We start from the raw sequence: 11,594 nt of genomic DNA, 5'->3' as shown, positions 1-11,594 counted from the left end.
CCATGCAGTATTCCGCCTGTCTCGAATGGCTCTTCGCCGCCGAAGCGCCCGATTTCGCCGACCGTATCCGCCTCGCCAGGAAGGCGGGCCTGTCCGCCGTGGAATTCTGGCTCTTCGGCAACAAGGACATCGACGCCATTGAGGCGGCGCTGAAGGAGACCGGCCTGCCGGTCGCCGGATTCTGCGCGGAACCGATGGTGCCGCTGACCGACCCGGCCCAGCACGAGGCGTTCCTCGCCGGCCTGCCCGGCTCGATCGCCGTTGCCAAGCGCCTCGGCGCCAAGGTGCTGATCGTCCAGGCGGGCTCGGACCTGCCGGGCCGCACCCGCGAGGAGCAGCGCAAGGCACTGGTCGAGGCGCTGAAGAAGGCGGCCGATATCCTCAAGGGAACCGGCATTGTGTTGGCCGTCGAGCCGCTTAACACGCTCGTCGACCATGTCGGCTATTTCCTGCCTTCGACCAAGGAAGGGCTCGACATCATCGACGAGGTCGGCCGGCCCGAGATCAAGATCCTCTACGACATCTATCATTCGGCCGTCATGGACGAGGACATCGCCGAGGTGCTTGCCGGTCGCGTGGACCGCATCGCGCATGCGCATCTCGCCGATGCGCCGGGCCGCCACGAGCCCGGCACCGGCAAGCTCGACTGGCAGGCGCGTGTCGCCTGGCTGGAGGCGAATGGCTACAAGGGCCTGGTCGGCCTCGAATACAAACCGACCCGCGATACGGTCGAAAGCCTCGCTGCCGTACTCGCCTGATCGGCGACACCCTCCATACGGCACCGCCGCTTCGTGATCCAAGATGTTCGAGCTGCCCCGGAACAGGGCAGCTCGAAGCATGGACTATGGCTGCGCTCGACTCGCGATACCGGCAGCACGATCCCCGCTACTTGCCAGCGAGTGCCCCGCCAATTCCACCGATACTGAAGAAGCGGTTGAGCAGGGCGAAGATCAGCACCGGCGGCGTCAGCATCACCACCGCGCAGGCCATCACCGGTCCCCAGTCGGTCTGGTTCTGCTGGAAGAAGGTCTGGAGGCCGATCGGCAGCGTGAAGCGGTCGTCGGAGCGCAGGAATACCAGCGCGACCAGATAGTCGTTCCAGGCGAGCAGGAAGGCGTAGATCGCCGTCGAAAGCACGCCGGGCAGCGAGTTCCGGAGCACGATGCGGACGAAGCCGCCAAAGACGGAACAGCCGTCGATCCAGGCCGCCTCCTCAAGCGTCACCGGGATCGTGTCGAAATAAGCCGACATCATCCAGCAGGCGACGGCAACCGAGGAAGCGACATAGATGATCGCCACGCCACTGAGCGAATCCACCAGTCCCACCGAGGCGAACATGATGAAGAGCGGGATGACGAACACGACGACCGGGAAGCTCTGCAGCACGAAGATGAAGAGCGAATAGGCCGAGACGGCGCCGCCCCGCCCGCGCGACAGCACATATCCGGCGGGGGCGGCGACGATGACCGAGATGATGGTCGCCAAAGTCGAGACCATGGCGCTGTTCTTCAACCAGAGCAGGATATCCGTCTCGGCAAAGATATAGACGAAAGTCTCCAGTGTCGGCCCGGTGATGTCGGTGTAGAGGCGCGGGCGCAGCGCCAGCCAGAAGACGACAAGGATCGGCCCGAGCATGACCAGCGTGACGATGGCCGTCGCCAGCGTGCGACCCATCCCTGCCCGTCTCGGATCCAGCGCCAGCTTGCGCGGTCGCGTCGCAGTGGTGCTCATTGCATGTTCGCCTTGCGCATCTGACGCAGCAGGATGACCGACATCGTCACCAGGGCAGCCGTCATCAGGAACGAGATTGCGACGCCGAACCCGGGCCGGAAATCCTGAAAGACGGAGCGATAGGCGAGAACGATCAGCGAGGTGGTCGAATTGACGGGGCCGCCGCCGGTCAGAAGGTAAATGGTGGCGAAATCGTTCACCGAGAACATCGCCATCAGGATCCAGCTGATATAGGTCGAACGCGCGGTCATCGGCAGGACAATGTAGCGAAGCCGCTGCCGCGCATTGGCGCCGTCGACACGTGCCGCCTCGTTGATGTTCGGTTCGATGCCCTCCAGCGCCGCCGACATCATCATCATCATGAACGGATAGCTGATCCAGATCTTGAATATGCAGACCGTGATCATCGCCATGGTCGGATCGGCGAGGAACATCACCCGTCCGAAGCCGAGATCGGCGGCGAGCATCGGCAGCAGGCTGCCAGGCGTGGCGGTCAGCCAGTTCCAGCTCATGGACGAGACGACGATCGGCACGATCCAAGGCAGGAGCAGCAATATCTTGAACAGGTTCTTGCCGGCAAAGTCGGGCTTCAGCATCAGGGCCAGCGCAAAGCCGATGATCCACGATCCGAAGACGCCGCACAGACTGAAGATGACCGTGAACCTTGCCGACCGCCAGAATAGCGGATCCGTCAACGCGTCCTGGAAATTGGCGAAACCGACGAAATTGCCCAGGCCGAGCAGGTCGCCGTCATGGACCGCCTGGATGCCGGCATAGATGACCGGATAGGCGTTGACGACCACCATGAGCACGATCGCCGGCAGGGCCAGTCCGGTCATGGTCAGCGAACGGCCTAGGTCAGGCCGTCGGCGCCCCGCGATCGCGGGGCGCCCTTCCTGGCGGTTTGCAAGGGTTCCGGTCACCTGCACGCTATTTCACGATCTTCTCGAGGGCGGCCTGGAGGGTCTCGAGGATCTGCTTCGATCCCGTCTTGCCCTCGATGATCTGCTGAATGAAGGCCGCTCCGGCGCCGCCGCCGTCAACGGCATTGAGCGCACCGAATGGATGCGGCGCCTGCGCGCCGATCGTCTTGCCGATCGGCTGCCACTCGGCAATCGATTTCTGCAGATTGGCGTTCTGCTTGAGGATCGGCAGATCGGCGATGCTCTTGCGAACCGGCACGTCGGTAGCGACGCCCTTCTCCCAGAAGACCTTCATGTTATCGAGATACCAGCCGAGGAAAGCTTCGGACGAAGCCTGCGACGCCGTCGTTTTGAACATCATCAGCGGGTTGATGTAGTAGACCGTGCCGGTATCGCCGCGTGGCGACTTGATCGGGCTGATCACCGCCAGATCCGACTGCTGCTCGGTCGGGAAGTTCTTGTCCAGGCCAGTCTGGCCAAAGCCCATGCCGATGCGGCCCGACAGCCAGTCGCGCGTCACGTTGTCGGACGTATAGCTCGCCGCATAGGGATCGATGATGCCCTTCCGGACGAGTTCGTTCAGGAAGTCGAGCGTCTCGATATTGCGGTCGTTGACGCAGTCGAGCGTGCCATCCTTGGCGAACAGCCCGCCGCCATTGTTGATGAGCAGCGCCGAGACGGTGTGCTGCCCGTCCGTCGTGGTGCTGCCACCCGCCAGGCCCAGCCCGACCACGTCGATCTTCTTCAGCGCTTCACCGACCTTGATGAAGCTTTGCCAGTCGGTCGGCGCCTCGACGCCGGCTTTCTCGAGCAACGACTTGCGCACCCAGACGACGCGAAGATCCATCGACCACGGCATGGCCGCATAGCCGAGATCCGTCTTCATCGCTTCGAGAACGCCGGGCAGGAAATCATTCGTGCCGGCCTTGTCGATGCTGGCGATCAGATCGTCAGCCGGCGCGATGACGCCCTTCTCGATGAAATAGAACGGCAGGAAGGCAGCGCCGGACGAGACCGCAGGCGTCGTGCGCGAGGCGGCAGCCGAGGTGAAGGTCTGGTACCAGTTGGCCCAGGGAACCGATTGGTAGCGGACGCCGAGATTGTCACCAGCGGGCTGGTAGCCGCCGACCAGTTCCTTCGCAGCGGCGGTGTAGCCGGCGCCCGTTCCCCAGACCATGTCCCAGAACTTGATCTCTTCGGCGGCGAATGCGGCGGGCTGGCCGAACGTCGCGGCGGCTGCAGCCGCGGCCGACGTGCCGAGAAAGCCGCGCCGCGTCATCTTCAGGCGGCTCGCTGTGGTGTCGTTCATTTGGTTTCCTCCCGTTATTGAACGATTCATGCTGCCTTGGCCGCGACCGCCCGAACCTAGTCCGGGAAGGCCGCGATGATGTCGGCGAAGAGCTTCAGGTCTTCTGCCGAATCCTCGAGCGTCGTGTCGACCGGCGCGCCGGTCGTGATCGCGTCATGGAAGTGGAGCCACTCGCTGGTATAGGGATCGCGATAGCTCGGCCGCTCCACGGCGACCGAAAGGTCGTCGCCCTTCGTCGAGGTCACCGTGAGCAGCGTCGGCAGGTGGCGAATGAACGGTGTGTCGTAATCGATCCTCACCCGCTCGGCACCGGTGAACACCTCGATGAAGGCATCGAACCGACCGACCTGATCAAGGCCCATCTCGAACGTCGCCATGAAGGTTCCGTAGTCGAGGATCGCCGTGACATAGCGGCCACCGCTCTTCTTGCCGGCCCCGATCACCCGCTTCGGCGCACCGATCAATCCGCGCAGGGCCGAGAGATCATGGCTGCCGAGGCCGCAAAGGAGCCGATAGGCGGAGATGGCGTCCGGCGGCACCGTGCCAAGTGCAGCCTGGATCTGTGCGCTCGCGCGCTGCTGGCGCTCCGCGACCAAAGCTGGCGCAATGTCGTCGCCCGTCTCGATCACCGAGGTCTGGTCGATGAAATAGGCGTTGGGGCCGATGATGTCTCGGACAGACACATGCAGGATCGAGGGCGCCGCGGCGAGACGCTCGCGCATGGCCGTGAAGGCGCCGGCATAGCGGCGCATATAGCCGACAAACGCAATCTTTCCGGCGGCATCGCGCGCCGCGATCACGCGGTCAAGGTCCTCGAGCGACAGGCAGACGGGCTTCTCGATCAGCACATGCGCGCCGGCCGCCAGCGCGTCGATGGCGCAATCAGCGTGGTACTCGTCCGAGTTGATGACGGCGACGATATCGAGCTTCTCACCCGCGAGCATGGCCTTGTGGTCGGTGTAGCGCCCCGGAACCTGGAAGGCGTCGGCGACACGATGTGTCAGCTTCGCCGACACGTCGCACACCGCCACGACCTCGAATTTATCCTTCAGCCCGGCAAGGACCGGCAGGTGCACGACCTGGCCGACCGTCCCAAGCCCGATCAAACCAACCTTCAGCTTTTCCACGTTCGCTATCCGATTCATTGATGGTTATGCGGGCTCGGAAGTCCCGAGCCCGGATCTGGTTTCCGGCTTCGTGCGTCCGGCCTATTTCGTCATGGCGACGAGATAGGCGTGGCTCCGCGCCGCAAAGCCGGCCGGATCGCCCGGATTGTCATGCTCGACGGTCATGATGTTGGCGCCATTTTCCCGCGCGACGGCGAAGAGGTGCGGCCAGTCGAGGATGCCGGCGCCGACATCCGTCCAGCCGTCGTCGATCTCGATGCCTGCCGGCGCCTGGTCCTTCACATGCGCCGACGTCAGGATGGCGCTGTATCGGCCCAGCCATTCGACCGGGTCGACGCCGCCACGCGCAAGCCAGGCGATGTCCGCCTGCCAGGAAAGCGGTGATCCCTCCGCTCCGGCGAAGAAGCTCTCGAGCGCCCGGCGCCCATCGTCCAGAACCTGCAGTTCCCAATGATGATTATGGTAGCCGAGGCCGATCGACTGGCCCCTCAGCGTCTCGGCGATGCGACCGAGTTCCTCGCCCGCCTTCGACCAACTGGCGGCAGTCGTGCCCCGCTCCTCGGGCGGATAGGCCGGCATGTAGAGCTGGCTGATGCCGACCTCGTGCGCTGCATCGATGATGCGCGGCAGGTCGGACCGGAGATCGCCGATGCCGATATGGCCCGTCGGGGCGATGAGGCCCCGGCTGTCCAGCGCCGCCTTGAGACCCTTCGGATCCGCGAGTTGGCTGCCGATCGTCTCGACGAGACGAAAGCCGGCTGCATCAGCCGCGTCGAGCTGGCTCTCGACCGAGCCGAGATTGCGCAGCGAATAGAGCTGGATCGACAGAATGGGAGTGATGTCCATGGGTCTCATGTCCGTGCAGGGGGATGCGATTGGCGCGCCGCCGACTCGTCCGGCAGACGCGGGGTGGTTGGCGAACCGGGCGCAACAAAACCTGTCGCGCCGGCATCGCGTGCTGGCGTGTTCATACTTGTCCTCCGGGACCCGGGCGGCTCCTCCCCCCAAGCAGCGCTCTCTCGTCCCCGACCGGAAGCGGTGAGCGCAATCGAATGCGCAATTGGTAACACGCAATCGATTGCGCGCAATACGCAATCGATTGTGCGGGGCAGCAATTCGTGTCACAGCCTGCTGGAGACCTTGGCAGCCGGCGCCTTCCCGGCCAGCTTGGCTTTCATGATACTTTGCCGATTGGGCAATCGCGGCCCTCGCCGCGATGCTTCCGGGGACGATTGGGAATTGGCTGGCGACATGTCCAGAAAGTCTGGAAAAGACACCACTCCGGTGCGGGAGGCCTCACGCCTGCGACCGCCGACGATGGCCGATATCGCACGGCTCGCCGGCGTATCGGCGTCGACGGTCAGTCGTTCGCTTGCCGGCCTGCCCCCCATCAGCGAGGAAACCCGCATTCGGGTCGAGCGGGCTGCCCAGCAGGCCGGCTACAAGATCAACCGGCATGCCCGCTCGCTACGCCTGCAGCGCAGCGCCATCCTGCTGGTGCTGATCCCCGATCTTGCCAACCAGAACTATTCCGACCTGCTGAAGAACCTCGACAAGGTTGCTTTCGAACTCGGCTACGGGCTGATGATCGGCCACACCGGAACCGACCTGGAACGGCCGGATCGATTGGCCGACGAGCTCTTTACGGGCGGGATTGACGGTATCCTGCTGACATCGAGCTATTGTCCGAGCCGGATCCGCGACCGTCTGGAAAATGGGGAGCGGCTCCCCGTGGTGCGGACTCTCAGTCCGACCGAGATCCATAGCGGCATTGCCTCTGTCCAGATCGATGAGACCACCGCCGCTGCCGAGGTAGTCCGCCATCTGATCGCCAATGGCCACCGGCGCATCGCACACCTGGAAGGCCCGCCGATCGAGCTGGTATCCCGACTGCGTCGCGAGGGCTGGCAGCGTGCCATGGCCGAGGCCGGCCTTCCGGCGGAACCGGGGTTGCTGCACCCGGGCGGCTTCCGGCTGGAAGATGGCCGCGAGGTTGCCCGCAGCCTGCTGGCCGCCGGTCCGCTGCCGGACGCCATCTTCTGCGCCAATGACGAATCCGCCTACGGCCTGATGACGGAACTGAAGAGTGCGGGAATTCGCATCCCGCAGGACATCGCCGTCGCCGGGTTCGACGATCTCACCTTCTCCGAGGTCTTTGATCCTCCGCTGACGACTGTCCGGCTACCGCGTCGTGAAATGGCCGAGGTCTCGGTCCTCTACCTCAAGCGCCTGATCGAAGAGGGTGCCGAGATCGAGCAAAAACTCGTCTCGCATCAATTGATCGTCCGGCGCAGTTCGGGACCGCTCGAGCGCTAGTGGTGCCACCTCCCCGGTTCGGCGACCTCGAGGTGAGTTCGCGTCCGGTTTGGCCGACTCGGGCATGACATCGAGGAACGCCGCATAGATGGGGCCGCCCTGCACAGCTGGCGCGGTCACCCATCCGGCGTAAACTGCACGGATCTGCGAGCGTTTCGTCCTGTTTCCTCAGCTGTTCCAGCAGGCGGCAAGGTGGCCGGGCGCCTTTGCGGCCAGCGGCGGCACGGCCTCGCGGCAGATCTTCGTGGCGAGCGGGCAGCGTGGCGCGAAGCGGCAGCCATGGTCTTCATCGCCCGGTCTTCCGAATTCGCCCCGGATCGTCGGCCGCCGTTCGCCGCGCCGTGCCGGGTCCGGTATGGGGACCGCGTCCAGAAGGGCGCGCGTATACGGGTGCTGCGGCGAGCCGTAGATCGCATCACGCGGGCCGATCTCCGCGACGCGGCCGGCATAGACGACGGCGATGCGGTGCGAGACATGGCGCACAATGGCAAGGTCGTGCGCGATGAACAGATAGGCGACGCCGAGTTCCTGCTGCAGATCACGGAACAGATTGATGATCTGGGCCCGGATCGAGACGTCGAGCGCCGAGACGGGTTCGTCGGCGACGATGAAATCCGGCTCGACCGCGAGCGCTCGCGCGATGCCGATGCGCTGGCGCTGGCCGCCCGAAAACGAGCCGGGATGGCGTGATGCCGTGTCGCTCGGCAAGCCGACGAGGTTCAGCAATTGCGCCACGCGAGCCTCGGCCTCCTTTCCGCGCGCTATGCCATGCACCAGCAGCGGCTCGGCGATTATGTCGGCGACGCGCATGCGCGGATTGAGGCTGGCATAGGGATCCTGCAACACCGGCTGGATGTGCCGCCGAAGCCGCCGCATGGCTGCGCCGGAAAGCTTGCTGATGTCGCGGCCGTCAAAGGAGATGTTGCCGGTGGCCAGCGGCGCACGTCCGAGCAGCGCCTTGCCGATCGTGCTCTTGCCCGATCCGCTTTCGCCGACGACTCCCAGCGTCTCGCCCCGCCCGATTTGAAAACTGACGCCATCGATAGCTCGGAAGGGCGGCGGCTTGCGGTGCCAGAAGGCCGCGCGTTGCACATCATAGGCGACGGACACATCGGTGAACTCGACCAGTCGTTTCGCCGGATCAGCCTGCTTGGCCATTTCACTCTCCGGCATGAACGCGGGCCTCCTGCCCGTGGGCGACGGGAGGGGCGAGCGGGTGCCAGCAGGCAACGCCGCGGCCGCTGCCGAGATCCGTGGTTAACGGATCGTGAATGCAGTCTTCCTGTGCGCGAGGGCAGCGCGTGCGGAACGCGCACCCTTCGGGCAGGTCGGAAGGGTCTGGCGGGCTGCCCTCGATCGCTTCCAGCCGCCCGGCGCTGTCGTCGAGGCGCGGCATCGAGCGCAGCAGGCCGGCCGTATAGGGATGGGCCGGTGCGGCGAAAAGTTCCTGCACAGGCGCTGTCTCGACGATCCGGCCTGCATACATCACGGCGACACGGTCGCAGAGTTCGGCGACAAGGCCCATGTCGTGGGTCACCAGCACGACGGATAGGTGAAGCCGGTCGCGCAATTCGGCCAGCAGGTCGACGATCTGCGCCTGGATGGTGACGTCGAGCGCCGTTGTCGGTTCGTCGGCAATCAGCAGCGCCGGTTCGGCCGCGAGTGCCATGGCGATCATGATGCGCTGGCGCATGCCGCCCGAAAACTGATGCGGCAGGTAATGCAGCCGCCCCTCGGGATTGGTGATCCCGACAAGCCGGAGCAACTCGCTGGCGCGGGCCGACGCGGCTGCAGCCTTCAGCCCCTTGTGGCGCCTCAACACTTCGGTGATCTGGACGCCAACGGTCAGCAGCGGGTTGAGCGATGTCATGGCGTCCTGGAACACCATGGCGATCTCCCGCCCGGCGACGGCGGCGCGCGGGCCATGCCGGGTACCGGACAGAGGTTCGCCGTTCCAGCGCATCGCGCCGCGCTCGATGGCGCCGGGAGCCTCGATCAGCCCCATCACGGCCTGCATGGTGACGCTCTTGCCGGAGCCGCTCTCACCGACGATGCCGAGCGTTTCGCCCGGTTCAACATGCAGCGAAACACCGCGCACGGCCTCGAAGACGCCACGCCGTGTCGTGAAGGAAACGACGAGATCCTCGATCTCCAGGAGTGGTGGCGGGGTCATCGCCGCTTGCTTCCGGATCGCCGGGCAACGGTCCTTGCGAAGCGCTTTTCGCGTTCCTGCGGATCGGTCGTCACGCGCGCCCAGGCGGCCAGCACATTGGCGGAAAGAATGGTGAGGGCGATCGCGAGCCCGGGGAAGGTGACGAGCCACCAGGCGCCAAACACGTGGTCCTTGCCAAGCGCGATATCGAGCCCCCAGGAGGTCGCCGGTGGCTGGATGCCCATGCCGAGAAAGGAGAGAGCGGCCTCGGCGAGCACGACGCGCGCGAATTCGAGGATCAGCAGCGTCGAGAGCGGCGCGGCGATGTTGGGCAGGATGTGGCGCAGGATGATGCGCGGCATCGAGCAGCCGACCAGTTCCGCCGCCTCGACATATCCTTCGTGACGGGCCGAAACGACGATCCCGCGCGTCATTCGCGCATAGACCATCCAGCCGCTGATCGAGAGGATGATCACCACCGTGACAGGCGACGAGCCGAGCACGGTCAGGACCGTCAGCGCGAGCAGCAGGTCAGGGAAGGAGAGCTGCGTGTCGACGATGCGCATCAGGATCGTGTCGGTACGGCCACCGACATAGGCAGCGATAAGCCCCATGGCGATGCCGAACGTGCTGGCAATGGCGCAGACGGTAAGGCTGATACTGAGCGAGGTGCGCGCGCCATACATGATCCGCGACAGCACGTCCCGGCCGAGATTGTCGGTGCCCAGCACATGCGACCAGCTTCCGCCGGCGAGCCAGGCCGGCGGATCCAGCCGGGCCCGAAGCGCCTGCGCCGCCGGGTCATGCGGGACGATCAGCGGGACCAGGATGGCAACGAACACGATCAGTAGCAGGAAGCCGGTGGCGAGCACGGCCGGTCGGTCGCCGAGCAGTTCGGACAGGAGGCCCGCCGGCTTCCTGCGTCGAGCGGCAGGGCGCGACGCCGAGGGGCTATTGGCGGTGAGGCTCATCGGATGCCCACTCGCGGATCGATCGCCTTATGGATGATGTCCAAAGCGAGGTTGATGCCGACCGCGAGGATCGCGACCGTAAACACGACGGCCTGCAGCAGCACGAGATCCTGCCGCTCGATTGCCTGCACCACGGTCAGCCCCAGCCCTGGCCAGGCGAAGATTGTTTCGACGACGACGACATTGCCGGCGAGCGCCCCGATCACCTCCCAGCCTGACAGGGTCAGGATCGGCACGGCGGCATTGCGCAGCGCGTGGGTGCCGACCACCCGCAGGCCGCTCAGGCCTTTCGATCGCGCTACCTTCACATATTGCCGATTGAGTTCGTCCATCATCGCCGTGCGCACGACCATGATTAGCCGGGCCAGCGAGGGGAGAGCCAGCGTGAGGGCCGGCAGTACGATGTGGAGCGGCGAGCGGGCGCCTGAAGTCGGCAGCCAGCCGAGCTTCACGCCGAAAAGGATGATCAGCAGCAGGCCGAGCCAGAATTGCGGAATCGAAAGGCCGGCGAGACTGACGACCACCGTCGTCCGGTCGACGACGCCGTCGGGGCGAAGCGCCGCGATGATACCAAGCGGGATCGACAACAGGATCGCGGCGCCGATGCCGACAGCCGTCAGCAGCGCGGTCATCGGCAGGCGCTGCAACACGATGTCCATGGCGGGGCGGCGCTGCCAGAGACTATCGCCGAAATCAAAGGTCGCGACGCCGCGCACGAACTGAACGAACTGCTGCAACATCGGAAGGTCGAGGCCAAGCTGATGGCGCATCAGCGCTCGCTGCTCCAGCGTCGCCTCGACGGGTAGCATCAACTGGACCGGATCGCCGATCACGCGCGTAACGAAGAACACGATTGTCGTCACGCCGAGCACGACGATAACGCCGTGCCAGAGCCTCTGGAGGATGAAGTTGGTCAAGCGTTTTGCCTGCCATCCACGCTGCGCGGGCGACCATGAGAGCGCGAGCCGGCTGCCGAAGCTGTGCAGGCGTGCTTGAGCAAGTGCGGGCCCCATCCACGCGTATCCCGGGTATCGTTATTGCGGGCAAGGCCAACGAGATCCGCCA

At 65.1% G+C, this 11,594-nt stretch carries 11 protein-coding genes; 2 read left to right on the top strand and 9 right to left on the bottom strand.

All coding sequences use genetic code 11. The features are described from left to right. The first annotated feature begins 2 nt into the window (after window positions 1-2). Window positions 3-758: a hydroxypyruvate isomerase family protein gene (locus OSH12_RS15305; protein ID WP_266344451.1), complete on the top strand. Its 756-nt coding sequence runs from the start codon at window positions 3-5 to the stop codon at window positions 756-758. A gap of 127 nt (window positions 759-885) precedes the next feature. Here the strand turns inward: OSH12_RS15305 and OSH12_RS15300 are convergent, their stop codons facing one another. The 5 genes from OSH12_RS15300 to OSH12_RS15280 all read right to left on the bottom strand — a co-directional run bounded on the left by OSH12_RS15300 (window position 886) and on the right by OSH12_RS15280 (window position 5,936). Next, entirely contained in the window at window positions 886-1,731 is an 846-nt protein-coding gene (locus tag OSH12_RS15300) for a carbohydrate ABC transporter permease (RefSeq protein ID WP_266344450.1), read from the bottom strand. Continuing rightward, entirely contained in the window at window positions 1,728-2,570 is an 843-nt protein-coding gene (locus OSH12_RS15295) for a carbohydrate ABC transporter permease (RefSeq protein ID WP_266344449.1), read from the bottom strand. The genes OSH12_RS15300 and OSH12_RS15295 overlap by 4 nt, the downstream gene beginning before the upstream one ends. Before the next feature lie 91 nt (window positions 2,571-2,661). Next, window positions 2,662-3,963 (bottom strand): ABC transporter substrate-binding protein, encoded by a 1,302-nt coding sequence (locus tag OSH12_RS15290; protein ID WP_266344448.1) that lies wholly within the window; start codon window positions 3,961-3,963, stop codon window positions 2,662-2,664. A 56-nt stretch (window positions 3,964-4,019) separates the two neighbouring features. Then, window positions 4,020-5,090, bottom strand: coding sequence for a Gfo/Idh/MocA family protein (locus OSH12_RS15285; protein ID WP_266344447.1), 1,071 nt, complete (start codon window positions 5,088-5,090; stop codon window positions 4,020-4,022). Between the two features lie 81 nt (window positions 5,091-5,171). Then, window positions 5,172-5,936 carry a sugar phosphate isomerase/epimerase family protein gene (locus OSH12_RS15280; protein ID WP_266344446.1) on the bottom strand — a complete coding sequence of 255 codons (765 nt, stop codon included), beginning with the start codon at window positions 5,934-5,936 and terminating at the stop codon, window positions 5,172-5,174. A gap of 471 nt (window positions 5,937-6,407) precedes the next feature. Between OSH12_RS15280 and OSH12_RS15275 the strand changes: the two genes are divergently transcribed. Then, the gene (locus OSH12_RS15275) at window positions 6,408-7,406 is read left to right on the top strand and encodes a LacI family DNA-binding transcriptional regulator (RefSeq protein ID WP_266344445.1); all 999 of its coding nucleotides are present in this window, start codon (window positions 6,408-6,410) and stop codon (window positions 7,404-7,406) included. 168 nt (window positions 7,407-7,574) lie between these two features. Here OSH12_RS15275 and OSH12_RS15270 read toward each other — a convergent pair whose 3' ends face one another. From OSH12_RS15270 to OSH12_RS15255, 4 genes are read right to left on the bottom strand one after another with little or no spacing between them, the layout of a single operon-like run. Then, the gene (locus OSH12_RS15270; protein ID WP_266344444.1) at window positions 7,575-8,564 is read right to left on the bottom strand and encodes an ABC transporter ATP-binding protein; all 990 of its coding nucleotides are present in this window, start codon (window positions 8,562-8,564) and stop codon (window positions 7,575-7,577) included. A 1-nt stretch (window position 8,565) separates the two neighbouring features. Beyond that, on the bottom strand, window positions 8,566-9,579 hold the full coding sequence (locus OSH12_RS15265; protein ID WP_266344443.1) for an ABC transporter ATP-binding protein: 1,014 nt from the start codon (window positions 9,577-9,579) through the stop codon (window positions 8,566-8,568). Then, the gene (locus tag OSH12_RS15260) at window positions 9,576-10,529 is read right to left on the bottom strand and encodes an ABC transporter permease (protein ID WP_266344442.1); all 954 of its coding nucleotides are present in this window, start codon (window positions 10,527-10,529) and stop codon (window positions 9,576-9,578) included. Before OSH12_RS15260 ends, OSH12_RS15265 begins: the two co-directional genes overlap by 4 nt. After that, entirely contained in the window at window positions 10,526-11,446 is a 921-nt protein-coding gene (locus tag OSH12_RS15255; protein WP_266344441.1) for an ABC transporter permease, read from the bottom strand. Before OSH12_RS15255 ends, OSH12_RS15260 begins: the two co-directional genes overlap by 4 nt. Window positions 11,447-11,594 lie beyond the last annotated feature (148 nt).

It is taken from the genome of Kaistia terrae (assembly GCF_026344005.1).
Taxonomy (GTDB): Bacteria; Pseudomonadota; Alphaproteobacteria; order Rhizobiales; family Kaistiaceae; genus Kaistia; species Kaistia terrae.
Note: the sequence above shows the minus strand (reverse complement) of the source record. Positions and strands in the feature narration are given on the sequence as shown.

Excerpts from the sequence above, each read along its gene's own strand:
- OSH12_RS15275 (WP_266344445.1), top strand. The coding sequence starts at position 6,408 with ATGGCCGATATCGCACGGCTCGCCGGCGTATCGGCGTCGACGGTCAGT.
- OSH12_RS15295 (WP_266344449.1), bottom strand. The coding sequence starts at position 2,570 with ATGACCGGACTGGCCCTGCCGGCGATCGTGCTCATGGTGGTCGTCAAC.
- OSH12_RS15290 (WP_266344448.1), bottom strand. The coding sequence starts at position 3,963 with ATGAACGACACCACAGCGAGCCGCCTGAAGATGACGCGGCGCGGCTTT.
- OSH12_RS15265 (WP_266344443.1), bottom strand. The coding sequence starts at position 9,579 with ATGACCCCGCCACCACTCCTGGAGATCGAGGATCTCGTCGTTTCCTTC.
- OSH12_RS15300 (WP_266344450.1), bottom strand. The coding sequence starts at position 1,731 with ATGAGCACCACTGCGACGCGACCGCGCAAGCTGGCGCTGGATCCGAGA.
- OSH12_RS15260 (WP_266344442.1), bottom strand. The coding sequence starts at position 10,529 with ATGAGCCTCACCGCCAATAGCCCCTCGGCGTCGCGCCCTGCCGCTCGA.
- OSH12_RS15280 (WP_266344446.1), bottom strand. The coding sequence starts at position 5,936 with ATGGACATCACTCCCATTCTGTCGATCCAGCTCTATTCGCTGCGCAAT.
- OSH12_RS15270 (WP_266344444.1), bottom strand. The coding sequence starts at position 8,564 with ATGGCCAAGCAGGCTGATCCGGCGAAACGACTGGTCGAGTTCACCGAT.
- OSH12_RS15305 (WP_266344451.1), top strand. The coding sequence starts at position 3 with ATGCAGTATTCCGCCTGTCTCGAATGGCTCTTCGCCGCCGAAGCGCCC.